General features: G+C 62.6%; 26 protein-coding genes. 13 read left to right on the top strand and 13 right to left on the bottom strand.

The window, feature by feature from the left end; genetic code table 11:
- Window positions 1–3: 3 nt before the first annotated feature.
- The 5 genes from ACROHD_RS13035 to ACROHD_RS13055 all read right to left on the bottom strand — a co-directional run bounded on the left by ACROHD_RS13035 (window position 4) and on the right by ACROHD_RS13055 (window position 5,938).
- Window positions 4–705, bottom strand: a complete 702-nt coding sequence (locus ACROHD_RS13035) for an SDR family oxidoreductase (protein WP_432678419.1) — start codon at window positions 703–705, stop codon at window positions 4–6.
- Window positions 702–2,411, bottom strand: a complete 1,710-nt coding sequence (locus ACROHD_RS13040; protein ID WP_432678420.1) for a hydantoinase B/oxoprolinase family protein — start codon at window positions 2,409–2,411, stop codon at window positions 702–704. The genes ACROHD_RS13035 and ACROHD_RS13040 overlap by 4 nt, the downstream gene beginning before the upstream one ends.
- Entirely contained in the window at window positions 2,404–4,491 is a 2,088-nt protein-coding gene (locus ACROHD_RS13045) for a hydantoinase/oxoprolinase family protein (RefSeq protein WP_432678423.1), read from the bottom strand. Before ACROHD_RS13045 ends, ACROHD_RS13040 begins: the two co-directional genes overlap by 8 nt.
- An 82-nt stretch (window positions 4,492–4,573) precedes the next feature.
- A complete protein-coding gene (locus ACROHD_RS13050; protein WP_432678425.1) occupies window positions 4,574–5,470 on the bottom strand; it encodes a LysR family transcriptional regulator in 897 nt (298 codons plus the stop codon).
- 69 nt (window positions 5,471–5,539) lie between these two features.
- Window positions 5,540–5,938 (bottom strand): PaaI family thioesterase, encoded by a 399-nt coding sequence (locus tag ACROHD_RS13055; RefSeq protein WP_432678428.1) that lies wholly within the window; start codon window positions 5,936–5,938, stop codon window positions 5,540–5,542.
- A gap of 129 nt (window positions 5,939–6,067) precedes the next feature.
- Here ACROHD_RS13055 and ACROHD_RS13060 point away from each other — a divergent pair, with 129 nt between their 5' ends.
- Window positions 6,068–7,231 carry an amidohydrolase gene (locus tag ACROHD_RS13060; protein WP_432678431.1) on the top strand — a complete coding sequence of 388 codons (1,164 nt, stop codon included), beginning with the start codon at window positions 6,068–6,070 and terminating at the stop codon, window positions 7,229–7,231.
- A 6-nt stretch (window positions 7,232–7,237) separates the two neighbouring features.
- On the opposite strand, the gene ACROHD_RS13065 is transcribed toward ACROHD_RS13060, so the two are convergent.
- Complete coding sequence (locus ACROHD_RS13065) at window positions 7,238–8,668, bottom strand: mannitol dehydrogenase family protein (protein ID WP_432678504.1); 1,431 nt, start codon at window positions 8,666–8,668, stop codon at window positions 7,238–7,240.
- Between the two features lie 2 nt (window positions 8,669–8,670).
- The gene (uxaC, locus tag ACROHD_RS13070) at window positions 8,671–10,077 is read right to left on the bottom strand and encodes a glucuronate isomerase (RefSeq protein ID WP_432678433.1); all 1,407 of its coding nucleotides are present in this window, start codon (window positions 10,075–10,077) and stop codon (window positions 8,671–8,673) included.
- Window positions 10,078–10,151: 74 nt separating this feature from the next.
- Between uxaC and ACROHD_RS13075 the strand changes: the two genes are divergently transcribed.
- Complete coding sequence (locus ACROHD_RS13075; protein ID WP_432678435.1) at window positions 10,152–10,841, top strand: GntR family transcriptional regulator; 690 nt, start codon at window positions 10,152–10,154, stop codon at window positions 10,839–10,841.
- A complete protein-coding gene (locus ACROHD_RS13080; RefSeq protein WP_432678436.1) occupies window positions 10,838–11,746 on the top strand; it encodes a sugar kinase in 909 nt (302 codons plus the stop codon). Before ACROHD_RS13075 ends, ACROHD_RS13080 begins: the two co-directional genes overlap by 4 nt.
- A gap of 8 nt (window positions 11,747–11,754) precedes the next feature.
- Here the strand turns inward: ACROHD_RS13080 and ACROHD_RS13085 are convergent, their stop codons facing one another.
- Window positions 11,755–12,387, bottom strand: a complete 633-nt coding sequence (locus tag ACROHD_RS13085; protein WP_432678438.1) for a ribonuclease T2 family protein — start codon at window positions 12,385–12,387, stop codon at window positions 11,755–11,757.
- 131 nt (window positions 12,388–12,518) lie between these two features.
- Between ACROHD_RS13085 and ACROHD_RS13090 the strand changes: the two genes are divergently transcribed.
- From ACROHD_RS13090 to ACROHD_RS13105, 4 genes are all read left to right on the top strand, one after another.
- Window positions 12,519–13,274: a DUF1013 domain-containing protein gene (locus ACROHD_RS13090; RefSeq protein ID WP_432678441.1), complete on the top strand. Its 756-nt coding sequence runs from the start codon at window positions 12,519–12,521 to the stop codon at window positions 13,272–13,274.
- Window positions 13,275–13,383: 109 nt separating this feature from the next.
- Window positions 13,384–13,626, top strand: coding sequence for a YARHG domain-containing protein (locus ACROHD_RS13095; protein ID WP_432678443.1), 243 nt, complete (start codon window positions 13,384–13,386; stop codon window positions 13,624–13,626).
- Between the two features lie 9 nt (window positions 13,627–13,635).
- Complete coding sequence (locus tag ACROHD_RS13100) at window positions 13,636–14,007, top strand: DUF4453 domain-containing protein (protein ID WP_432678505.1); 372 nt, start codon at window positions 13,636–13,638, stop codon at window positions 14,005–14,007.
- 33 nt (window positions 14,008–14,040) lie between these two features.
- Window positions 14,041–14,619, top strand: a complete 579-nt coding sequence (locus tag ACROHD_RS13105) for a DUF4453 domain-containing protein (RefSeq protein ID WP_432678446.1) — start codon at window positions 14,041–14,043, stop codon at window positions 14,617–14,619.
- A gap of 18 nt (window positions 14,620–14,637) precedes the next feature.
- Here the strand turns inward: ACROHD_RS13105 and ACROHD_RS13110 are convergent, their stop codons facing one another.
- From ACROHD_RS13110 to clpS, 3 genes are read right to left on the bottom strand one after another with little or no spacing between them, the layout of a single operon-like run.
- Complete coding sequence (locus ACROHD_RS13110; protein ID WP_432678448.1) at window positions 14,638–15,447, bottom strand: SDR family NAD(P)-dependent oxidoreductase; 810 nt, start codon at window positions 15,445–15,447, stop codon at window positions 14,638–14,640.
- A 20-nt stretch (window positions 15,448–15,467) separates the two neighbouring features.
- On the bottom strand, window positions 15,468–16,475 hold the full coding sequence (locus tag ACROHD_RS13115; RefSeq protein WP_432678450.1) for a class I SAM-dependent methyltransferase: 1,008 nt from the start codon (window positions 16,473–16,475) through the stop codon (window positions 15,468–15,470).
- A gap of 22 nt (window positions 16,476–16,497) precedes the next feature.
- Window positions 16,498–16,842 carry an ATP-dependent Clp protease adapter ClpS gene (gene clpS, locus ACROHD_RS13120; RefSeq protein ID WP_432678453.1) on the bottom strand — a complete coding sequence of 115 codons (345 nt, stop codon included), beginning with the start codon at window positions 16,840–16,842 and terminating at the stop codon, window positions 16,498–16,500.
- Between the two features lie 106 nt (window positions 16,843–16,948).
- Between clpS and ACROHD_RS13125 the strand changes: the two genes are divergently transcribed.
- The 5 genes from ACROHD_RS13125 to ACROHD_RS13145 all read left to right on the top strand — a co-directional run bounded on the left by ACROHD_RS13125 (window position 16,949) and on the right by ACROHD_RS13145 (window position 19,690).
- Window positions 16,949–17,653, top strand: coding sequence for an HAD family hydrolase (locus ACROHD_RS13125; RefSeq protein WP_432678455.1), 705 nt, complete (start codon window positions 16,949–16,951; stop codon window positions 17,651–17,653).
- A gap of 243 nt (window positions 17,654–17,896) precedes the next feature.
- On the top strand, window positions 17,897–18,232 hold the full coding sequence (locus tag ACROHD_RS13130) for an ArsR/SmtB family transcription factor (RefSeq protein ID WP_432678457.1): 336 nt from the start codon (window positions 17,897–17,899) through the stop codon (window positions 18,230–18,232).
- A 2-nt stretch (window positions 18,233–18,234) separates the two neighbouring features.
- Window positions 18,235–18,669 (top strand): SRPBCC family protein, encoded by a 435-nt coding sequence (locus ACROHD_RS13135; protein WP_432678459.1) that lies wholly within the window; start codon window positions 18,235–18,237, stop codon window positions 18,667–18,669.
- Between the two features lie 18 nt (window positions 18,670–18,687).
- Window positions 18,688–18,999 carry a YciI family protein gene (locus tag ACROHD_RS13140; RefSeq protein ID WP_432678462.1) on the top strand — a complete coding sequence of 104 codons (312 nt, stop codon included), beginning with the start codon at window positions 18,688–18,690 and terminating at the stop codon, window positions 18,997–18,999.
- Window positions 19,000–19,156: 157 nt separating this feature from the next.
- Entirely contained in the window at window positions 19,157–19,690 is a 534-nt protein-coding gene (locus ACROHD_RS13145; RefSeq protein WP_432678463.1) for a CDP-alcohol phosphatidyltransferase family protein, read from the top strand.
- Here ACROHD_RS13145 and ACROHD_RS13150 read toward each other — a convergent pair.
- A complete protein-coding gene (locus ACROHD_RS13150) occupies window positions 19,687–21,015 on the bottom strand; it encodes an MFS transporter (RefSeq protein ID WP_432678466.1) in 1,329 nt (442 codons plus the stop codon). The two genes, ACROHD_RS13145 and ACROHD_RS13150, sit on opposite strands and share 4 nt — an antisense overlap.
- A 6-nt stretch (window positions 21,016–21,021) precedes the next feature.
- Complete coding sequence (locus tag ACROHD_RS13155) at window positions 21,022–21,978, bottom strand: LysR family transcriptional regulator (RefSeq protein WP_432678469.1); 957 nt, start codon at window positions 21,976–21,978, stop codon at window positions 21,022–21,024.
- 146 nt (window positions 21,979–22,124) lie between these two features.
- On the opposite strand from ACROHD_RS13155, the gene ACROHD_RS13160 reads away from it, so the two are divergent.
- Entirely contained in the window at window positions 22,125–22,571 is a 447-nt protein-coding gene (locus tag ACROHD_RS13160; protein ID WP_432678471.1) for a cupin domain-containing protein, read from the top strand.
- Window positions 22,572–22,674: the final 103 nt, after the last annotated feature.

The raw sequence follows: 22,674 nt of genomic DNA on the forward strand, positions 1-22,674 counted from the left end.
CCCTCAGACAGATCGGGTCAGACCGCCATCCACGCGGATGTTCTGCCCGGTGATGTATCCTGCTGCGTCCGAGGCCAGAAACGCAATGGTTTCGCCAATCTCGTTTCGCGACGACCCATAGCGGCCCATGGGAATCTGCGATCTGAATTCCTCTTTCTCGGGCAAGCTGTCGATGAAGCCGGGCAGGACGTTGTTCATCCGCACGCCCTTGGGTGCGAATTCATCGGAGAAAAGCTTGGTGAAGCTGGCCAGACCGGCGCGGAAGACGGCAGAGGTCGGGAAGACCGGCGAGGGTTCGAACGTGGCGAAGGTCGAGATGTTGACGATCGCGCCGCCGCCCTGCGCCGCCATGATCGGGGCAACAAGGCGAGAGGGGCGCACTGCGGACAGGAAATAGACTTGCATCCCTTCGATCCAGTCCTCATCCGACAGCTCCAGAACCGGCGCGCGAGGGCCGTGACCGGCGGAATTCACCAGCGCGTCGATGCGGCCCCACCGGGTCATGGCGGCATCAACCAGCCGTTGCAGATCATCCGTTGACCTGTTCGAGCCGGTCACGCCGATGCCGCCAAGTTCCTGCGCCAGGGCCTCGCCCTTGCCGGAGGAAGACAGGATGCCCACCTCGAACCCCTTTGCGTGCAAGGCACGGGCCGCGTCGGCCCCCATGCCGGATCCACCGGCGCTGATCAGGGCAACCTTGGTCATTGGATATCCTTTCCCAGTCGGCCGGTTTCCAACGCAGCCGCAATATCATCCGGGCCAAGCCCGTAGTCCTGTGCCGCAGCTTCGGCGGAGATGTAGCCCAAGGCAAGATCGCGGCGTATGGCGGCGGGATCACGATCTTTCGGGTCGCCATAGCCAGCACCGCCGGGAAAGCCCATTTGCACAACACGGCCATGGGGAACGAACTGCTTGCCCTTGCCCTTCATCGGCGTGCCATCATCCTGACCAATCATGGTAGGGCCACCGGATTCACCCCCGCGCCGCCCCCGCGCGGGGTGGTGGACGCGGTCGAACATGGCGGAGAAATCCATTTCGTGCCCCGTGCGCGCGCCAACATCCATGACCTGGCCCAGACCCCCGCGATACTTACCGGCACCGCCACTATCGGGGCGCAGCTCTTTACGCCAGATGATCGCGGGGCCGACCTGTTCGGTGGCCTCGACCGGCATGGTCATGACACCGGATGGGAAGGCGGTGGCGCTCATCCCATCAAGCGTTGGCCGCGCGCCGGAACCGCCAGAGTTGAAGATCAGCACCTCGGCCCGTCTTGCACTTGCAGGCGCAGGCGCGTCGGTCCTCGGCCGCAGGCTGAGCTGGAAGTTGCACAGGCACCCCGCGCCCTCGGCGGGAACCGTGTCGGGCAACAGCGCGTCGAGCGCGTCATAGACGGTGTCGGGCACCATATGGCCGATGACATGCCTTAGCGCGACGGGGGCCGGGTGCGGAGCGTTGACGATGGTGTTTTCCGGCGCTGTAACCTCGAACGGGGCAAGGCTAGCCGCATTGTTCGGGATCTCGGGCGCGATGGCGCATTTCAGGGCGTAGCAGGCATAGGCCTTGGTGTAGACAAGGGGCACGTTGATGCCCTTGCGGTCCACGCCGCTGGTGCCCGCCCAATCGCAAAGGATACGGTCCCTTTCGATCGTCACTTTCACGCAAAGGTCAATCGGGTTGGAATAGCCGTCGATCCGCATATGGCCCTGTGCCGTACCTGGGGTCAGCGCATTGATGCGGTCGAGCGTGGCCTGAAGGGAATTCGTCAGGATGAAGTCGGAAATGCCGGAAAGGTCATCCAGCGCGAATTCATCCATCATGTCAGAAAGCCGCCGATGCCCGATCTCGTTGCAGGTGGCCAGTGCGTAGAGATCGCCCACCAGCTGATCAGGCTCGCGCACATTGCCCCGGATCATCGCCAGCAACGTCCTGTCCACCTCGCCCTTGTCGGCAAAGCGCATGATGGGGATATAAAGCCCCTCCTCATAGACCGAATTCGCGTCGGCCCCGAAGCCGCGCCCGCCAATATCCGTGACATGCGCGGTGCAGGCGAAGAACCCGATCAGGCGGCCATGGTGGAAGGACGGTGTCACCACGGTAATGTCATGCAGATGGCCGGTGCCCTCCCACGGGTCGTTGGTGATGTAGACATCGCCTTCGGCCATCGTGTCCCGCCAGATGCGACGGATGAAATGGCCCACGGCATCGGCCATGGCGTTGACGTGACCGGGCGTGCCAGTGACGGCCTGGGCCAGCATCTGTCCCATATCGTTGTAAACCCCGGCAGACAGGTCCCCCGCTTCGCGAACGGAAGTGGAAAAGGCGGTGCGCACCAACGCCTGCGCCTGTTCCTCAACCACGGAAATCAGGCGCGTCCACATGACCTGATAGGCGACCTGGCTCAGCTCAGTCATGGCGAGGCTCCTTCACTCGGATGTCGATACAGCCATCGGGTTGGGCCGTGGCTCGGCGACTGGTGGGCAGGACAATGGTGGTTTCATCCTCGGTGATGACGGCAGGGCCTTCGACCGTCGCACCTTCCGGCAGATCTGCGCGCGGGTGGACCTCGGCGGTGGTGCGTTTGGCCAAAGCGGGATCGAACATGTCGCGCCGACCCTGCGGGGAGGGGGCGTGGGATGCGGCAGCGGACCCTATTGGCGTGACACGGGGAACGGGCGTGTAGGCGTTCACCGACCAGACGGTGATCTCGGCCTCCATCCCGTCGACAGAGCGGCCGAAAAGGCGGGTATAGTCTTCCTCGAACCGTTTCAGGAACGTTGCCGCATCGGGATTGGCAGCCTCTTCCGGTGTCAGTGGCACGGGGATTTCCCATCCCTGGCCTGCGTAGCGCATGTAAACCTTGTAATCGGTAAGGATGTCCGCGTTGGCATCGCAGGAGCGCACGAAGCCGCGGGCTTCCTGTTCCATCTCTTGGAACAACGCGCGGATGCGGGCCGGGTCGAAGGACGACATCTTGGTGAAGACCGAACGGTTCGCTTCAAAACTGAACGGCGCACGCAGGAAGCCGATGGCAGAGCCGACGCCCGCGCCAACGGGCACCAAACACCGGTCGATGCCGAGCTTCTCGCACAGCCGTGCGGCATGAAGGGGGGCCGCGCCGCCAAAGGCGATCATGGTGTAGGTGGACAGGTCTTCACCGTTTTCCACCGCATGGACGCGGGCAGCGTTGGCCATGTTTTCATCGACCACTTCAGCAAGGCCGAAGGCGGCTTCGATCGCGTCCATATCCAAGCGGTCCGCAAGATGGGCCTTCAACGCCGCCTCGGACCGATCAGGATAAAGCGGGATGGAGCCACCGGCGAAATGGGCCGGATCGAGCTTGCCCAGAACAAGGTCGGCATCCGTCACGGCGGGCCTTTCGCCGCCGCGCCCATAGCAGGCGGGGCCAGGTTCCGATCCTGCGCTTTCGGGGCCCACGCGGATCTGGTTCAGCGCGTCCACATGCGCCAGCGACCCGCCCCCGGCCCCGATCTCCACCATGTCGATTACGGGAATGGAAATTGGCATACCCGAGCCCTTTTTGAAACGGTAGCTGCGGGCCACTTCGAAGACTCGGGCAGTCTTTGGCGTCTGGTGTTTGATCAGACAGATCTTGGCGGTTGTGCCGCCCATGTCAAAGCTAAGCACCCGGTCGAGCCCGTGCCGTGCCGCGATGTCGGCGGCGAAAACCGCGCCGCCTGCGGGGCCGGATTCGACCAAGCGCACCGGGAAATCCGCCGCCGTGTCGATGTCGATAATGCCACCACCCGAATGCATCAGGAAGACCGGGCAATCAGCACCTTCGTCGGCCAGCCTGCCCTTTAGGCGACCCAGATAGGACTTCATCAGCGGCTTGATATAGGCGTTGGCGATTGTCGTGTTGAAACGTTCATATTCGCGCATCTGCGGGCTGACCTGAGAGGACAGCGAGACCATGACGCCGGGCAGCCTTTCCGCCAGCACCTCGGCGATCAGCCGTTCATGGGCGTCGTTCACGTAGGAATGCAGCAGGCCCACGGCGATGCTTTCATAGCCTGCCTCGTGCAGGTCATCGGCGAGGCGTTCCACCTCGGTCCGGTCCAACGGGATCAGCGTGCCGCCATCGGCATCCATCCGTTCGCGGACGGTGTAGCGGCGGTTGCGCGGCAGCAAGGGCTCGGGCAGTTTCAGGTTCAGGTCATTCTGTTCGAACCGGCTTTCGGTGCGCATCTCGATCACATCGCGGAAGCCTTGCGTGGTGATCAGCGCCGTCTTGGCCCCGCGCCGCTCGATCAGCGCATTGGTGGCAAGCGTGGTGCCGTGGATGACCTGCGCAATCACGGCGGGCGCGATCCCGGCCTTGCCGCAGACCCGGTGCATCCCCTCGATAATCGCATCCTCTGGCGCCGAATAGGTGGTCAGAACCTTGGTGGAAAACCGGCCCCCCGGCCCTTCCAGAACAAGATCGGTGAAGGTGCCTCCGATATCGGCCCCCAACCTGTACGACTCGCCCATTGTGCCCTCCGCAATCGTGTTACGGGCAGGTTAGCGGACAGTGAGAATTTGGAAAAATCGAATGATGGTATTCATTGGATAACTATTCATTATCCTCTGGCGGGTAGAGACCAGATGCAATCTGAACCGCTGCGATCAGAAAAGCCGGCGCCGGATCGATCAGCCAGCGGGCTGCGAAGCGCAGGTCTTCGGGGTGCCAGCCATAGTCAACCTGCTGCAAGCGCCCGGTCTCCAGCGCCTCCTCCACCATCGGTGCGGGCAGGCAGGCGACGCCCAACCCGTCCCCCGCCAATTGCAGACAGGCGGCAATATTGGACGAGGGCACAAGCCGCACCGGCTGTTCGATCTGACGGAAATGCGCGTCGAGCTGCATGAACGGATACGATCCGCGCGCATGGGTCAGGATGCGATGTTCGGCAATCTCCGCGACTGCGACCGGGCCGTCAGCCAGGCCCAGGGCCGGGGACGCCACCCAAATATAGGGCGACTGACCAAGCGGTTCGGTATTGGGGGTGCGCTGATCGAAGGGGCCGTTCTGGAAGGTCAGGTCGATTTCCCGCGTGAAAAGCAGCTTCGACAGGTTTTCGGATAGGTCGATTGTCAGTTCCACGTCGACAGCGGGAAAGCGGTCTTTCATCTGCATCAGGAAGGGGCGAAGCCATGTCTGGGCGATCAGCTCTGTCACCCCCAACCGCAGCAGCCCGTCAAAGGCCGAGCCATCGCCGGTGGCCTCGAGGAACCCGTCAACGGCGGCAAGGATACGCCGGGCGGGGCCAAGCAGCTGCCGCCCTTCGCGGGTCAGGCGCACGGACCCCGCATCGCGGTCCATCAGCGTCAGGCGCAGGTGCTGTTCCAGCTGCGAAATGCGGTTCGAGATATTGGGCTGTGTGGTGTTCAGCCGCGCCGCCGCGCGCCGGAAGCTACCCAGATCGGCCACATGCACGAAGGCTTCGATATGTTTGAGGTTGAAGCGGGGCATCCTCGGCTCTTCAGGGGGCGGGGTGACCCCACCCTTCCGCCTTTGGCGCAGCTTGTCCAGCGCCCGCCATCAGCCTTCAATGGTCGGCTGTGTTTGGGTTACGATGGCCGCAGGCTTGCCGTCAGGTCGCAGAATGGTGGTCTGCCAGATCGTGGTGCGGCGGCCGAGGTGGATCGGCTCACGGCGCGCGACAGCTACCTCTCCAATCGCAATGGGGCGTAGGAAGTTGGTTTTGGATTCGATGGTTGTGGTGGTCTGACCCTTCGACAGATTCAGCGCCGCCGCCGTGCCCGCCAGTGAATCCGCCAGCGCCATGATCGCGCCGCCATGCATGACACCGTTACGGTTGGCGTGGTGGGCTGCGACCTCGACCCTGCCGCTGACACGATCAGGCGCCAGCCCTGTAAGCCGCACCCCCAACCAGCGTGGAAATTCGGGCAGCCAGTCGTCAAGGGGGCGGTCGGACATTACAGATCTCCTTGATTGCCGGGATCGGCTATCGCGCGGCGCGCCAAGGAATGCAATCGCCAAAGCCATGGGCAAATGCGCTTGTCTTGGCAGTGGGTCCGGCGCAGTTTGACCATCTACGGAGGCCCCATGATCACTCAAAGACTGACCAACGCTGACCTGGCCGAGCTGATCGACTGGCGGCGCGCGCTGCATCGCCAGCCCGAGATATCGGGGCAGGAGATCGAAACCGCGCGCCAGGTGCGCGGAATGCTGGAGGCGACCTCTCCTGACCGAATCGTGACGGGGCTTGGCGGGCACGGGGTTGCGGCGATGTATGACAGCGGGCAGCCTGGACCGCGTGTGCTGCTGCGGTGCGAGCTTGACGGGCTACCGATTACGGAATTGTCCGACCACCCGCACCGGTCCCGGATCGATGGCAAGGGGCACCTTTGCGGGCATGACGGGCACATGGCGATGCTGGCGGGCATGGCGCGATTGCTGGGGCGGGGCCGGCCTACACGGGGCTCGGTCGTACTGATGTTCCAGCCCGCCGAAGAAACCGGTGAGGGCGCGGCGAGGGTGGTGGCCGATCCGGGTTTTGCCGAGCTTAGGCCCGACTATGCCTTTGCCATCCATAACTTCCCCGGAATGCCACTCGGCCATGTGGGCGTGGTTGACGGCCCGGCCAGTTGCGCCTCTCGCGGGATGCGGGTGCGGTTGACGGGGCGGACGGCCCATGCATCGCAACCCGAGACGGGGCAGTCCCCAGCCCCCGCGCTTGCCCGGTTGATGCTGGACCTGCCCGACCTGTCGCAGGGCGCGGACCTGAGCGACCCGAATTTCGCTCTGGTCACCGTATGCCACGCTCGGTTGGGCGAACCTGCCTTTGGCATCGCACCGGGGGAGGCAGAGATCTATGCCACCCTGCGCAGCCTGACAGATGCGGGAATGGAGGCGCTGATTGCACGGGCAGAGGCCCTGAGGCAGGATGCCGCCGGGGATCTGGGTCTGTCCATCGACTATCACGACATATTTCCTGCCTGCACAAACACTCCGAAAGCGGCAGAGATCGTTCGTCGGGCCGGGGCACAGATAGGTCTGACGACAGGACCGGGCCTACTGCCGATGCGCCCGTCCGAGGATTTTGGCCGCTACGGCACGGCCACCGGAGCGGAAAGCGCCTTCATCCTGCTTGGAGCGGGACTGGATGGCCCCGATCTGTACAACCCCGATTATGACTTTCCCGACGATCTGATCGGACCGGGAACAGCGCTGTTCGGTGCCATTCTGAATGACATTCTAGGCAGCTGACGCGGATCAGGCGCTATAGGCCGCAACACTGGCCGCCGCGCCGTTTTCGCAAAGGCCGACATAGGCGCGGGTGACAGCCCCGGCGAAACCGGGATTCGCGGCGAGGGTGGCGTCGAAGATCTGATCGACCGCCAGCAGCGCCGCGACCTTAGCAGCGGGGTCATCCGCCCCGTCCGACACAGCGCGCAGATGACCGGCCAACGGGTCACGCACGTCAATGGGCTGGCCAGCGTCATCAACGCCGCCCACATAGCGCATCCATGCCGCCACGACGAGCGCCAGACCCGAAACGTCTCGGCCCGCGGCAAGGTTTTCCACCACCGGTCCCAGAATGCGTTGCGGCAGTTTCTGAGAGCCATCCATTGCGATCTGCCATGTGCGGTGCCGGATCGCCGGGTTGCGATAGCGGGTCATCAGGGCAGCGGTATAGGCAGGCAGGTCTTCGCCTTCTGGCTGCGAAACGGTTGGCAGGATCTCGTCCCGCCACAGCTTTTCGCACAGGGCTGCGAAAGCGGGGTCAGCAACGGTATCTGATACGGTGTCATAGCCTGCGAGATAGCCGAGATAGGCCAGCGCCGAATGGGTGCCGTTCAGGCAGCGCAGCTTCATCGTTTCAAAGGCCGAGACATCTCGCACGAACTGCGCCCCACCCGCGTCCCATCCGGGGCGGGCATTGTCGGTGAAATCGTCCTCGATCACCCATTGGCGGAACGGTTCGTGCCAGACGCAGGCCGGGTCGTGATAGCCCGTAAGCGCCGACAGTCGTTCAACATCCTCCGGCGTTGTCGCGGGGGTGATCCGATCCACCATCGTGGCTGGAAATTTGACCCCTTCCGCGATCCAGTCGGCCAATTGCGGGTCACGGGCACGGGCGAAATCCAGCACCACACCGCGCGCTAGCGGGCCGTTGGAGGGCAGGTTATCGCAAGACAGCACCGTGAAGGGGGCGACCCCGGCAAGACGGCGGCGGTTCAGCGCCTCGACCAGAAATCCCGGCGCGCTGCGCGGCTGCGCGGGGTTTGCCAGATCATGCGCGATGTCGGGATCATCCAGGCGCGACCGCCCCGTGGCAGGGTTGTGGCAATAGCCCTTCTCGGTGATCGTCAGTGACACGATTTTCGTTGCCGGCGCGGTCATGCGGTCCAGCACTGCGGCGGGATCATCGGGGGCGACCAGAACCTCTGACACAGAAGTGATGACGCGGGGTTGCGGCCCATCAGCGCCAAGCGCAACTGCGGTATAAGCCCCGCCCTGCGGCATCATCTGCTCGCGCGCATCAGGGCTGCGCAGGCTGACCGCGCAAATCCCCCAAGGGCCGCCGTCACGGGCCATGGCATCGGCGGTATAGACCGCGTTGAAGGCGCGAAAGAACGCGCCGGGGCCAAGGTGAACGATGCCAATAGGGGCGGCAGGCTCGGTTCGGGTCAGGCGGGGGATGGTCACAGGCGGTAGGCCTCCTTCGCCAAGCGGTAGCTGAGGTCACGGGCCAGCTCGAACGCCTCGGTTTCGCGCAAGCGTCCGCTGCGCACCAGCGTCGCCAGATAAGCGCAATCCACGCGGCGGGCGACGTCATGGCGGGCGGGGATCGAACAGAAGGCGCGGGTGTCGTCGTTGAAGCCGACGGTATTGTAAAAACCGCAGGTTTCGGTGGTGGCCTCTCGGAACCGGCGCATTCCTTCGGGGCTGTCAAAGAACCACCATGGCGGACCAAGTCTGAGCGCTGGATAGGCCCCGGCCAGCGGTGCCAGTTCTCTCGCTTGGGTGGTTTCATCGAGGGTGAAGAGGATGATCGTCAAATCAGGTTCCATCCCGACAGAATCCAGCAGCGGCTTTAGCCCGCCCACAAAATCCGCCCGCATAGGGATGTCAAAGCCCCTGTCCCGGCCAAAGCCTGCAAAAACCGGCGCGGAATGGTTGCGCCACGATCCGGGGTGGATCTGCATGATCAGCCCGTCATCGAGGCTCATCCTTGCCATTTCGGTCAACATCTGGCCCCGGAAGAGATCGGCCTCCTCTGCCGTGCAGGCGCCGGTCAGCGCCTTCTGAAACAGGGCAGCGGCCTCAGCCGCGGGCAGATCGGCGGTGCGGGTGCTGGCATGGCCATGGTCGGTGGCGGTTGCACCGTGGTGCTTGAAGACCGCCCGCCGGACGCGATGCGCGGCGAGATACCCCTGCCATGTGGTGGTGTCCTCGCCCGTCAGGTTGCCCAGTTGGGCAATATTTTCCGCAAAGTCAGATGTTTCCGGGTCCACGACCGTATCGGGCCTATAGGTCGGTATCACCCGACCGGACCAATCACTGTCGGCAATCCGAGCGTGAGAGGACAGGTCATCCAGCGCGCTGTCGGTGGTGGCGAGGCAGTCGATCTTGAACCGGTCGAACAGGGCGCGGGGGCGGTAGGCATCCTGCGCCAGAAGTGCCTCGATATGGTCATAGGCGGAGTCTGCGGTGTCAGCAGTCAGGGGCTCGGTCAGGCCGAAGACATGCTCGAACGCATGGTTCAGCCACAGGGCTGACGGGGTGCCGCGAAACAGGTGAAAATGGCTGGCGAACCGCCGCCAGATCACGCGCGGATCGGTTTCAACAGGGCGGCCATCGGCAGAGGGCACCCCAAGATCGGCAAGTGATACACCCTGAGAAACCAGCATCCTGAACACGTAGTGGTCGGGGATCACGAACAGCGCAGCGGGATTCGGGAAGCGGCCATTGGCGGCAAACCAAGCCGGGTCGCAATGTCCATGGGGACTGATGATCGGCAGATCGGCTACGTGATCATAGAGAGCCCGGGCCAGCCCACGCGCGCCCGGATCAAGCGGAAACAGACGGTCCGGGTCAGTCAGCGCCATGCGAATATGTCCTTGAGCAGCAATGGTTCGCAAACTAATATGCTAGTCTATCAGACCTGTCAAAGCAGAACCCGATGCCACTAGCACCCCTGCCCCAGATCCAGCCTGCCAAAACTACGGATATGGTCTTTGACCAGCTCTACGAATCTATCATATCGCTGGCGCTGGCACCGGGTGCAAAAATCTCCGAGGCCGAGGTTGCGGGTGATCTCGGGGTGTCCCGCCAACCGGTGCGCGATGCGTTTTTTCGTCTGTCCAAGCTTGGGTTTCTGTCGATCCGCCCGCAACGGGCGACGCTTGTCACGCGCATTTCGGAGACGGCGGTTTTGCGTGCGGCCTTCATCCGCACAGCGCTGGAACTGGCCTGCCTTCGGGCTGCTTTGCCCCGGCTGACGGCGCGGGATCTGGAACAGCTGGAAAAAGACATCACAGCCCAGGAAGCCGCCAGCGCGGCCGGGGACAAGGCCGGATTCCATGCTCTAGACGACCGGTTTCACCGCCGCATCTGCGAGGTTGCGGGTCATGGCTATGCTTGGGATTTGATCCGTGAACACAAGGCCCACATGGACCGGGTGCGGTTCCTGTCGCTGTCATTTGGCAGCGTCGACGCGTTGGACGATCACCGGCAGTTGCTGCGCGCGATGACGCGTGGTGATGGGCGCGAAGCGGAAGAGATCATGCATCGCCACCTGAACCGAATCCAAGCGGTCACGTCACGTCTGCGCGCGGACCACCCCGCCTATTTCGAGGAGGACACCGCATGACCCGGACGCTGATGACCATAGGGGAATGCATGGTTGAAATGGCGCCGACCCCGGACGGTCACTTCGCCATGAGCTTTGCGGGCGACATGTTCAACACGGTCTGGTACGCACGGCGTTGCGCCGGCAATGGCCTGCGCGTGGCGTTCCTATCCGCCATTGGGGACGACGCCGTTTCGGCTGATATGGAACGGTTCATGCGGTCGGCCGGGGTGGAGCCAATCTTGCCCGTGGTGCCGGGCAAAAGCGTGGGGCTGTACCTGATCTCATTGAACAACGGCGAGCGCAGCTTTTCCTACTGGCGATCAGATTCCGCCGCGCGGCGATTGACGGACGGGATAGATCAGTTGCCGGGGTTGGGCGCGGGCGATTGGGTTCTGATCTCTGGCATCACGCTGGCGATTCTCAACACCTCCCGGCGTGACAGGCTGATGACGCTTCTGCACGATGCACACACACGCGGGGTTGGCATTGCGTTCGATCCCAATATTCGCCCACGCCTGTGGGACAATTCTGACGAGATGCGCCATTGGATCATGCAAGCGGCGGCGTCTGCCGATCTCGTGCTGCCATCCTTCGACGATGAGGCCACCCATTTCGGGGATCACACGCCTGACGCCACAATCGCCCGCTATCGGGAGGCCGGGGCCGGCTGCGTCGTGGTCAAGAACGGGCCGGGGCAGGTCTGTGCGGCAGAGGGTGACGCGCCCGTGCTGTGCGTTCAGCCGCCTGTTGTATCGGATGTCGTCGACACGACAGCGGCGGGCGATGCCTTTAACGGTGGGTTTCTGGCGGCCCGAATCGGCGGCGCGAGCCTGCACGACAGTATCGGCGCCGGATGTGCGCTGGCCGCACGCGTCATCGGTGCGCGCGGGGCCCTGGTGGCGGTGGAGCTCAACCCGACCTGAGCGCCAGGTCAGCGCATCGGTGAAAACAAGGCGTCGGTCAGGGTGCAATCCCGCGCCACATCCGGTGCGCAATTGCGCGGCTCCAGATCCCGTGTCAGGCAAATGCGGACTTCCTGCACGCGCCCTGCGCGACAGGTGACTGTCATCATGTCATCCGACAGATGCGGGTTGGCCTCCAGGAATGCCTCTTCGATCACCTCGGCGGGCAGGCGGACCTCCCGGTCCAGCTGCCGCAGCAGGGTCGGGCGTTCGACGCTTTCATAGGCCAGTCGCGACAGGGCGTAATAGTCACTGGCCGACAGGCCCGAGCAGACCCCATGCTTGTTCCACTGATACCAGGCCAGGCCGGACGTCCCCATGATGTCCGCCATGGCATTGGTCATGCTGCGCGACGGGTTGCGTTCCAGGGTGGGGCAGAAAGCGGGCCAGCCATCTTCGTATTGCGGCCAAAGCCCGTGCAGGGTGAAGCCGAACCCTTGCCCCGGATCGCATTGCGGAGACCCACGGTCATCGCCTTCGATCGCGCACCAGGACGGTGTCCAGCTGAGCGCCATAACATAGTAATCGAAATCGCCCGCCGGTTCCCCGTCTGCCCGCGCCATGCCCGCCAGCATGACAAACGCCAAGAATGCTCTGATCATTTGCCCTTCCCAAGTCGTGCCTTCCCGCTTATATACGCCTCGACCTCCCTTACAATAAGGAAGCGCGGGGCCCGCCCCGCCAGCCGAGTCACGGCACAGGGGAGATTTGTTTTCGCGAAGGAGCGACCGAGATGAACAAACCGATCATGGCAAAAGCCACTGCCGTCTGGCTGGTGGACAACACCACGCTTTCGTTCAAGCAGATCGGCGATTTCTGTGGCCTTCACGAGCTGGAGGTTCAGGGCATCGCCGACGGCGATGTTGCGGCAGGCGTGAAGGGCTTTGACCCTGTTGCCAACAACCAGCTGAGCCAGGAAGAAATCGACGCGGCCGAAAAAGACCCGGCGCACAAGCTGAAGCTGAAATTCTACGCCGCTGCCGTGGGCGAGGAAAAGCGTCGTGGCCCGCGTTACACGCCGCTGTCCAAGCGTCAGGACCGTCCAAACTCGATCCTGTGGCTGGTCAAGTTCCACCCCGAACTGACCGACGGCCAGATCGCCAAACTGGTCGGCACAACCAAGCCGACTATCCAGTCGATCCGCGAACGCACCCACTGGAACATTTCGAACATGCAGCCCATCGACCCGGTGGCGCTTGGCCTGTGCAAACAGTCCGAACTGGATGCTGCCGTTCAGAAGGCCGCCGCCAAAGCCGCCCGCGAAGGTGTGGCGATGACAGATGACGAACGCCGCAAGCTGGTGTCGACGGAAACCTCGCTTGGCATGGATACCGAGGCGCGCATTCCGTCCTCGATCTCCGGTCTGGAGACCTTCTCGCTCACTGATAACGACCGCGAAGAGGATGATGACAAGGGCGATCTGCTGGATGCCGACAGCTTCTTCAACCTGCCTTCTGGCGGGGATGACGACGAAGACGAACAGCCCTGATCGGTTCTTAGAGCCTGTAAAACCTCCGGTCGTCCCGCGACCGGGGGTTTTTTCTTGGCCGGGCTCTGCGCTATCACAGTTCCACGAATTTTTTTAAGCGGAGCTATTGATGAAACATATTGCCCTTGTCGCGGTGCTGTTTGCGGTGCCGGTTCCCGCCCTTGCCGATGCCATCCATTGCGAACTGCCGTGGTTTGCCCGCAACCTGATATTCGACCGGGCCGGCTACTGTTTTGGCTCGGCCCTCGGGCGCGCGACCTTTGACAATTCGGATTGCACGGGAACCGAGATCACCCTGTCGAACCGGGACCGGGCCGCCGTTGATCACATTCGCGGGCTAGAGGCTGACTAGAGCTGCGCCATCGACAGCAGCGCCCCTCGCCTGGAGCATCTGGCGCAGTTCGAACATCTGCGGAATGCCGAGGTGATTCCCGCCCCGGTCGAACATGAAAGCGGGTGCATCGGGTATCAGGGTTCAGTTCTGCCCCTGCGCGCTGCGCCGATCGCAGATGGGCGCGTGATCGGGGAACTGCGCCCCGGTGACAACATCAGCTTCATCTTCCTCAATGAAGGCCCATGGGACTACGTACTGATCTCGAACGAGGACGACCCGGATGGCACCCGTCGCGCGGGATGGGCACCCGTCGCCAATGTTCAGATCGACTGCGACATGTATGCCGGGTATATGACGCGGGTCGTCGGTATTTTTGCACTCTACGGCCCGGTGTCCTAAGCTCGATTCCGATTCCACTGAGGAGGGGACCCCATGCGCCGCGTTCTGATCACCCTCGCCTTGCTTGGCCTGGCGGCCCCGGCACTTGCAAACGAGCCCTATTGTGAACAGCCCTGGTTCATTCGCAACCTCATCTTCGATCGGGCCGGGTTCTGCTTTTCATCGCCGCTTGGAGAGGCCGTCTTTGACAATTCCGACTGCACCGGGACTGATGTGGTTCTCTCTCAGCGCGACCGCGAGGCTGTGGCCCTGATCCTCGAAATGGAAGACCTGCTGGACTGTACTATGGACACGTCGGGTCAGACCCTATCCACATTGCCAGAGCTAAACCAGCTGCGCCGCTTCGCGCTGCTGCCGATCCCGGTTGATGCCGCCAGCGGCTGTATCGGCTATCTTGGTCCTCAACTGCCCCTGCTTGAGGCACCGGGCGCTCATAACGGGCCGGTACTGGGCACATTGACACTGGAAAGCAGCATCCTGTTCGACTTCCTGCCTGAGAACGGCTGGGAATTCGTCACCGTCTATCCCAACGGGTGGGAAGGCCCGCCCGGACCATCGGGATGGGTCGACCTGGGTGGTCAGATGCCGGACTGCCGTCAGGTTGCAGGATAGCGCGGCGCGGCCCGCATCTCAGTGCGCCGCCGTGCCTACATTATCGAGCAGCGTGCGCCCACCATCCACGGTGATGACCTCTCCGGTGACAAAGGCTGCCCCATCGGAACACAGGAACTGCACCGCGCCCGTGATCTCTCTGGCCGAGGCGATGCGACCCATGGGGGTGCAGTGCTTGATCTGTTCGCGCAGGTCGCGATTATCCTTCAGCGTTTCCTGAAGGCTGTTCGACATCAGCGACCCAAAGGCCACGCCATTCACCCTGATCCGGTGCGGCGCCAGGGCCACGGCCAGGCTGCGCGTTGCCTGATCCAGCGCGGCAGCGCTGATCGAGTAGGCCAGCAGGTCGGGATGCGTGCGCCGCGCCGCAATCGAGGACAGGTTGACGATGGACCCGATTGGCCCGTGCTCAACCCCGTCTTCCTCGGCCTGCGCTATCATCCGTTTGGCCACGGCCTGCGACAGACGCAATGCTGTGAACATGTTCTGTTCCATCAGCGTTTCGACCGTTTTGTCGGATGGGTCCAGCGGGTCGGATGACATCACCTGCCGCGAGGCGTTCACCAGGATATCCACCCGGTCAAAGGCGTCGATGGTCGCCGACAAAAGGTTCGCCACGGTCAGCTTTTCGCGAAGATCACCCGCGAAATATCGCACCTGGTCTTCATCTTTCGCGGCATCGCCCACCTCGTCCGCCAGACGGGTTTCATCCCTGTCTGCCAGCATAACCTTGGCACCGCGTTCGATGAAATGACGGGCAATCGCCAGCCCGACGCCATTGGCCGCGCCGGTGATGATGGCCGTTTTGCCCTGGATGGAAAGCGACATGTTCCGTCTCCCGTCGTCTGTCAGCCGCGGCGCGTGCCCTTGGGCTTGCCCGCCTGATAGAGTTTGTAACCCGCGATTTCTGCCAACTGCTTGCCGGTTCCGAAATGCGCTTTCAGCGTTGCTTCATAGGGCAAATGCTGGTTCGCGACCATGAAGAATTGACCCGAAGGTTTCAGCATCCGCGCAGCCGCCGCAATGAACCCCTGCCCAAGCGCCGGATCAGCCGCACGGCCCGCATGGAACGGTGGGTTCGAGATGATCGCGTCATACTGCGCCTCTGGCTGGAACGTGGTCACATCCCCCCAGAAGAACCGCGCACGCGGATCGTCCACATTGGCCCGTGCAGCCTGCAACGCGGAATATTCCGCTTCGATCAGGTCCAGCGCCGCGATGCTCTCCTGCTCTTCCAGCAGCACTGCCGACATATAGCCCCAGCCCGCGCCCAGATCGGCCACCCGGCCCTTCAGCTGCGGCACCAGAGCCACCAGAACCTCGGACCCCTGATCGGCCCCATCGGGCGAGAACATGCCAGGGGCGGTAACGAATCCGTCCTCGGTTTCGCCCGGTTCCGCGATCCAGTCGGCCACGGCATCTGGCAGGGTTTCAGGCCGGGTCAGCCAGAAAAGCTTGCCATGCGCCTTCGACATTGTCCCATCCAGCGGCAGCACCTTCTTGACCGCCTTAAGGATCGATTCGATCCCCTCGTCCTTCTGCCCATCCACTGCGATCACCCCGCCGGGTTGGACAAACGACAAGGCTTCGGCGACCAGCGACAGGCTCTCTCCCTTGCTTTTCACGATCTGCACCAGCGCGGCGGTGAATTCTCCTTCGGGCTCCACTCTCGCGTCCAGCCCGCGCGCTGCCAGCCGATCATGATCCGGGGCAAAGCCCTGCACCGCTTGCACGCGCTCTTGCCCAAGCGCATGGAAATCTGCCTCGGCCCTAGCCCGCAGCACCAGAACGGGGCCTGCCTCTGGCCAGGTCATGTCGCCGTCTTCCAGCGCGAGGGTCCAACGATCGGGGGTCATAGGTCAGGGAACGGCCCGGCGGCTATTCCTCTTTCTCCATGGTACATTGCAGGGGGTGCTGATTGCGGCGGGCGAAATCCATGACCTGCGCGACCTTGGTTTCAGCGATCTCATAGGAAAACACGCCCACAACCGCCAAGCCCTTCTTGTGAACGGTCAGCATGATCTCCACTGCCTGGCTGTGCCCGATCCCGAAGAACCGTTCCAATACATGCACCACGAATTCCATCGGGGTGTAATCGTCATTCAGCAGCATCACCTTGTACATCGGCGGCCGCTGAGTCTTGGGCTTGGTCTGCGTCAGCAGATCAGCGTCATTGCCGGGGGCAGTCTTGTCCGCCAGATATGTCGGGGTATCGATTGCCATCGCAGGGTTCCGGGAGTCGCAGAGTTTCGGTAGGGGTCACTATATAAGCTGCTCCCCCTCGCAGAAAAGGGGGGGATTGTCACGAGAGATGCGTCGAGGGGCCAGAATGGCGGTGAAATTGCAAACAATCGGTTTCGATGCCGACGATACGCTGTGGCAGAATGAAACCTTCTTTCACATCACGCAGGCCCGGTTTGCCGATCTTCTGGCGGATTTCACCGAACGCGACCACCTGATGGACCGGCTGTTGCAGGCGGAGAAACGCAATATCGGGCGCTATGGATTCGGCATAAAGGGCTTCATGCTGTCGATGATCGAGACCGCCATCGAAGTCACCGACCATCAGGTGCCCGCCACGGTGATCTCTGAAATCCTCGCTGCCGGGCAAGAGATGCTAAGCCACCCCATCCACCTGTTGCCCTATGCGCAAGAGGCGGTCGAGCGGCTGGCCGACAGTCACCGGATCGTGCTGATCACCAAAGGCGACCTGCTGGATCAGGAACGCAAGCTGGCGCAATCGGGTCTGGGCGAGCTTTTTCACGGGGTCGAGATCGTGTCGAACAAAACTCCCGATATCTACGCCGCTGCCTTCGCCCGCCATGGATCGGGTCCTGACACCGCAATGATGGTGGGCAATTCGATGAAATCCGATGTGGTTCCAGCCATCCAAGCCGGGGCCTTCGGAACTTATGTCCCCCATGGCCTGACATGGGAGCTGGAACATGCAGAGGCTCCCGACTCCCACCCCCGTTTCCACGAAATTCCCGACCTCTCTGCCCTTCCGGCGCTGATCGAAGACATCGAATCCTGATCCTTCTTCTTTGCCCAAATACTCCCGCCGGAGGCATCCACACTTCACCAGGCTTGCAACCCAAGGCATGGCGCCCAACGATCTCCACGGGTCCGTGGAAACACGCGCCGAGGAGGTCCCCGCGTTAGCGGGGGGTGACGAGGCGCGTTCCCGGGTCGGTGCCGAAGGCAGCGAAACCGACTGCCCAATTCAGAAAAGGAATCGATTGACTATTTTGTTAATTAACCATTATGTTACTAAACTATGGAGAGCAACCACACCACCCTCGCCCCAAAATTCGCAGCACTTGGCGATCCCACCCGGCTGGCCATTGTCACCCGGCTGATGTCCGACGGACCGCAAAGCGCCGGGGATCTACAGGATATCGCAGACATTTCCGCCCCGGCCATTTCCAGGCATCTCAAGGTGCTGCGGCAGGCCGGTGTCATCCGCCAGCAGATCGACGCGCAACGGCGGATCTACTCCATCGAGCCCGAGGCGATTCAGGCCATCGGCAACTGGACCATTTCCAAACGTGAATTCTGGGAGGGGAGCCTGGACCGGCTTTCCCGGATCCTCGATAGCCAGAAGGAGATCTGACCTTGGCCGAACTCACCCTCTCCCGCCATTATGCCGCAAGCCCCGAAAAGGTTTTCGCGGCGGTTACGCAACCCGAGTTCCTGCTTCAGTGGTGGGGGCCCGAGGGGCTCCGCGTCGAGGCGGACAGTCTTGATTTCACCCGGCTCGGACCCTGGGGGTCAGTGATGATCAATGACGAAGGGACCCGTTACAAAGTGACGGGCCATGTGACCCATGTGGATCCGCCCCGGTCCGTCGGATTCACTTGGGCCTGGCATGATGACACCGATCAGCACGGCCAGGAAAGCCACGTGACCTTCACGGTCGAGCCGGACGGGTCGGGCGGTGCGCATTTCCGCCTCAGCCATGTCGACCTTGCCGATGAAGATTCCACCATCAATCACAGCACTGGCTGGAGCTCGTCCCTGAACAAGCTCGACGCCGTGTTCGCATCTTAACCATCAGGAGTAACTCAATTGCCCAAATTCATTTTTGTCTATCACGGCGGCTCGGCACCGCAGAGCGAAGCAGAGCAGCAGCAGGTCATGGCCGCCTGGGGCGCGTGGATGGGTGGGCTTGGCGCCGCCCTGGCTGATGGCGGCGCGCCCGTCGGCCTGTCAAAGACGGTCAGCGCCACAGGCGTTGCCGATGATGGCGGTCCCAACCCGGCTTCGGGCTATTCGATTGTCGAAGCCCCTGATCAGGCAGCAGCCGTGACCATGGCGCAGGGCTGCCCGATCCTCGATGCTGGCGGCAGCGTCGAAGTGGCCGAGATCCACCAGATGTGATCGCCCGTGTGCGGGCGGGTCTTGCCCCGGCCGCACACCCCGATCACAGTGCGCGCGTCCCACAGCCAAACCCGCCCACCTGATGATCGACGCCCGCCTCCTCCCCCTGCAACACCGCTTGCTAGCCCCGCTCGCGCGTCTGATGGCGCGGTTTGGGATGCGTGCCGATCAGGTGACGCTGTCCGGATTTGCCCTTGGTCTTCTGGTGTTACCGGCGCTCTGGTCAGGCCATACTGGCCTTGCGCTTGTGCTGATCGGGCTGAACCGGCTGGCTGACGGGCTCGATGGCGCTCTGGCTCGGCTTCAAGGTCCAACAGATCGGGGGGCCTTCCTTGATATCGCGCTCGACTTTCTGTTCTACGCACTGGTCCCGCTTGGCTTCGCGCTGACAGATCCTGCCATGAATGCCCTGCCCGCTGCAATTTTGCTGACCAGTTTCGTGGGCACAGGGTCTTCGTTTCTTGCCTTCTCGGTTCTGGCCCAGAAACGCGGGGTGAAGCCTGCCGACTACCCGTCCAAGGGCATCGCTTATCTGGGCGGCCTGACCGAGGGGGCCGAGACCATCCTGTTCTTCGTCGCCATCTGCCTTTGGCCCACGGCCTTTCCGATACTGGCCTACGCCTTTGCCACCGCTGCGTTCATCACCACTGTATCGCGCTGGCTGATCGGCTGGCGGCTGTTCCACCCCTAACCCTGAGAGGGCCAGTGCAAATGCTCGTCATCTATGATCACCGGATGACTGTGTTGCCGCGCCCCGCCATGTGCCTTGATATGCGGATGATCGGCCGGAAGGTCCGGGTGGGTGTGCTCAATCGCGTCCGCAATCCTGCGTGGCCAGACCCACATGGCCAACACAACCGATCCGGCCGCGATCATCGCCAACACCATCAGCGTCGCCTCCAACCCCAGCCACGGTCCCAGCCATCCCGCCGCCGGATAGGCCATCAACCAGCAGGCATGGGACAAAGCAAACTGTGCCGTGAAGATCGCCGGCCGGTCCTCTTCATGGGCGGACCGGCGCAAAAGACGGCCCGAGGGCGTCATCACAGCCGAGTTGCACAGTCCCATAGCCGCCCAAACCGCCAGTAACAGCCCCCAGCTCTGTCCCCCTGCATACAGCACCGCCGAATAGCCAAACCCCAGCAGAACCAACCCGGACGCGCCCGTCAGCATCACAACCCGATCGGCCAGCCGCTGCAACACCCGTGGCAAAGCCAGCGCCGCCGCCATTGACCCGGCCCCAAAGGCCGCCATCACCATGGCGACGTCTCTTTCGCCGCCACCAAAGCGCCCACGCACCAACACCACTGTATCGACAAGCACAAATGCGATCACCGCCGCCACGGCCATGTTCAACGCCAGCAGTCCCCTCAGGCGCGGGGTTGCAAGGTAAATGAACGTCCCGCGTGTCAGCCGCTGCCGGAACGGCCGCTGCACCACATCAGCCCGCGCAGGCAAGGATACGCTCAGGATCAGCAGCGCCGAGATCAGGAAACCGGCCACCGTACCGATGAACAGCATCGAGTAGCTTATGACCAGCAGCAAGATCCCGGCGATGGTCGGGCTCAGCAGGTTTTCCAGGTCATAAGCCAGCCGCGACAGGGACAGTGCATTGGTATAATCGGCCTCATCGGTCAGAACGTCAGGGATCGTCGCCTGAAACGCGGGCGTAAAACTGGCCGATGCCGCCTGAAGCACGAAGATCAGCCCGTAGATCTGCCAGATCGAGTCGATAAACGGCAGCGCCAGCGCAACACCCGCACGGATCAGATCGGCCCCTACAAGCACCGCCTTGCGCGGCAGATGTGCCAAAGCCGCCGCCAGCACCGGCGACAACACCACATAAGCCACCATCTTCAGCGTCAGCGCGGTGCCCAGAACCGTCCCCGCCCGATCGCCCGCAATCTCATAGGCAAGCAGCGCAAGCGCCACAGTCAACAGCCCGGTGCCAAGCAACGCCACCACCTGCGCGGCGAAAAGCCGGGCAAAGACGGTATGTTTCAAGATGCTTAACATGGCTGATCAATCCTTGGGCAAAGTCGCGAAGCCAGCATTCAAGGGCTGCAGAATATCTGCCACAACCCCGCGGAACCACCGATGTGCCGGCGTGGTGCTTTGCCGTTTGTGCCACATCATGCCCAATAGCGGCACGGGCAAGTCAAGCGGCGCTGCATAGCTGTCCAGCCCGTAATCAGCGGCCATGCTATCCGCAAGCTGCACGGGGACCAAAGCAACGAGATCGCTTGCCGCAACCGTCCTCATGATGCCAGGAAAGCTGTTCATCGTCATGACCACCTTGCGCCGACGCCCCACCCGCCGCAACGCCTCGTCTCCGAAGGATTCAAACTTGCCTTCGACCGAGAACAAGACATGCCCAAGCTCGCAGAACAGGTCGATTGGAATGACGTTTCCGGGCGCAACACCCGCCCGCTTCAATCGGTCGTGCCCCTTGCGGGCAATCAGTTTGAAGGGCGAATGAAACAGCGCCTGCCTTGCCACCCAATCCGGCATCTGAACCATCGGAAAGAAGGCAAGATCGATGTCCGCCCGAACCAAGGTGGACACATAGTTTTCTGCCACCAGATCGACCAGTTGCGCTCGCATATTGGGAGCGCGTTCGCTGAGCACTTGCGCAAGCTGTGGCATCAGCATTTCTGCAAAGAACCCTACACCCGCGAGCCGAAAGGTATCATCCGCGTGCTCGGGGTGGAAATCACCGAGTGGGGTCAGCACGGCTTCCAACCCCTCCAGATGCGCTCGCAATGGCTGCGCCAGACCTTGTGCAAACTCCGTCGCCACCAGCCGCTGTCCCTGCCGCACGAACAAGGGATCACCAAGTGCACTCCGAAGCCGCCCAAGCGCTGCCGAGGCCGCCGGTTGCGACAACCCCACTGCGGCGGCGGCACGCGTCACCGAGCCTTCGTGCAGTAGCGCGTCCAGCACTTTCAATAGGTTCAAGTCGAGCGATTTGATATTCATGGCGTGGATGTAATTTATATCATTATTCGATTTTTCATATAACCCATTATTCGGCACAGTCCCCCTACAGTCCGCACCAGCAAGACGCGACGCAGAAACCCCGGCAAAGGGCCGGTGCCCCGATGCCATCAGCAAGGAGACCCGCCATGAAGGACCTGTCACTTGGCCCCGACAGCATTGAATGGGCCGGCACCGTCTACCGAACCATCCTGGCCACGTCGGAAACCAGCGGCTCAATGAGCATCGTGGACAGCGTCAGCCCGCCCAATTACGGCCCACCCCGCCACATCCATCATGATGCCGATGAAACGTTCGTCATCCTGTCAGGAGAGGTCGAGCTATGGCTGGAAGGCGAAACCACGATCAAGGGGCCGGGCGAAACCGCCTTCATCCCGCGAGGGCGTGAACACACATTCCGCGTTATCGGCACCCAACCGTCCCGGCATCTGGTGATCCTGACGCCAGGCGGTTTCGAAGGCTTCTTCAGTGACATGGCCGCCGGTCAGTTCCGCATTCCCGAGGATATGGAGCAGATCAACGAAAGCGCCGCGCGCCACCATCTGGAATTCACTGGCCCGCCGCTTGGGGCATGATCGCGATCCCTCACGGCATTGCGCGGACCTCACCGGTTTGCACCTGCCGTGCAGCCATCCCGTGGCAACGCGGCCCGAGGAGGGCCCCGAAGGGGCTTGACGA

Source organism: Nioella aestuarii, from assembly GCF_050896395.1.
Taxonomy (GTDB): Bacteria; Pseudomonadota; Alphaproteobacteria; order Rhodobacterales; family Rhodobacteraceae; genus Nioella; species Nioella aestuarii.

Excerpts from the sequence above, each read along its gene's own strand:
- ACROHD_RS13035 (WP_432678419.1), bottom strand. The coding sequence starts at position 705 with ATGACCAAGGTTGCCCTGATCAGCGCCGGTGGATCCGGCATGGGGGCC.
- ACROHD_RS13040 (WP_432678420.1), bottom strand. The coding sequence starts at position 2,411 with ATGACTGAGCTGAGCCAGGTCGCCTATCAGGTCATGTGGACGCGCCTG.
- ACROHD_RS13045 (WP_432678423.1), bottom strand. The coding sequence starts at position 4,491 with ATGGGCGAGTCGTACAGGTTGGGGGCCGATATCGGAGGCACCTTCACC.
- ACROHD_RS13050 (WP_432678425.1), bottom strand. The coding sequence starts at position 5,470 with ATGCCCCGCTTCAACCTCAAACATATCGAAGCCTTCGTGCATGTGGCC.
- ACROHD_RS13055 (WP_432678428.1), bottom strand. The coding sequence starts at position 5,938 with ATGTCCGACCGCCCCCTTGACGACTGGCTGCCCGAATTTCCACGCTGG.
- ACROHD_RS13060 (WP_432678431.1), top strand. The coding sequence starts at position 6,068 with ATGATCACTCAAAGACTGACCAACGCTGACCTGGCCGAGCTGATCGAC.
- uxaC (WP_432678433.1), bottom strand. The coding sequence starts at position 10,077 with ATGGCGCTGACTGACCCGGACCGTCTGTTTCCGCTTGATCCGGGCGCG.
- ACROHD_RS13075 (WP_432678435.1), top strand. The coding sequence starts at position 10,152 with ATGCCACTAGCACCCCTGCCCCAGATCCAGCCTGCCAAAACTACGGAT.
- ACROHD_RS13080 (WP_432678436.1), top strand. The coding sequence starts at position 10,838 with ATGACCCGGACGCTGATGACCATAGGGGAATGCATGGTTGAAATGGCG.
- ACROHD_RS13085 (WP_432678438.1), bottom strand. The coding sequence starts at position 12,387 with ATGATCAGAGCATTCTTGGCGTTTGTCATGCTGGCGGGCATGGCGCGG.
- ACROHD_RS13090 (WP_432678441.1), top strand. The coding sequence starts at position 12,519 with ATGAACAAACCGATCATGGCAAAAGCCACTGCCGTCTGGCTGGTGGAC.
- ACROHD_RS13095 (WP_432678443.1), top strand. The coding sequence starts at position 13,384 with ATGAAACATATTGCCCTTGTCGCGGTGCTGTTTGCGGTGCCGGTTCCC.
- ACROHD_RS13105 (WP_432678446.1), top strand. The coding sequence starts at position 14,041 with ATGCGCCGCGTTCTGATCACCCTCGCCTTGCTTGGCCTGGCGGCCCCG.
- ACROHD_RS13110 (WP_432678448.1), bottom strand. The coding sequence starts at position 15,447 with ATGTCGCTTTCCATCCAGGGCAAAACGGCCATCATCACCGGCGCGGCC.
- ACROHD_RS13115 (WP_432678450.1), bottom strand. The coding sequence starts at position 16,475 with ATGACCCCCGATCGTTGGACCCTCGCGCTGGAAGACGGCGACATGACC.
- clpS (WP_432678453.1), bottom strand. The coding sequence starts at position 16,842 with ATGGCAATCGATACCCCGACATATCTGGCGGACAAGACTGCCCCCGGC.
- ACROHD_RS13125 (WP_432678455.1), top strand. The coding sequence starts at position 16,949 with ATGGCGGTGAAATTGCAAACAATCGGTTTCGATGCCGACGATACGCTG.
- ACROHD_RS13130 (WP_432678457.1), top strand. The coding sequence starts at position 17,897 with ATGGAGAGCAACCACACCACCCTCGCCCCAAAATTCGCAGCACTTGGC.
- ACROHD_RS13145 (WP_432678463.1), top strand. The coding sequence starts at position 19,157 with ATGCGTGCCGATCAGGTGACGCTGTCCGGATTTGCCCTTGGTCTTCTG.
- ACROHD_RS13150 (WP_432678466.1), bottom strand. The coding sequence starts at position 21,015 with ATGTTAAGCATCTTGAAACATACCGTCTTTGCCCGGCTTTTCGCCGCG.
- ACROHD_RS13155 (WP_432678469.1), bottom strand. The coding sequence starts at position 21,978 with ATGAATATCAAATCGCTCGACTTGAACCTATTGAAAGTGCTGGACGCG.
- ACROHD_RS13160 (WP_432678471.1), top strand. The coding sequence starts at position 22,125 with ATGAAGGACCTGTCACTTGGCCCCGACAGCATTGAATGGGCCGGCACC.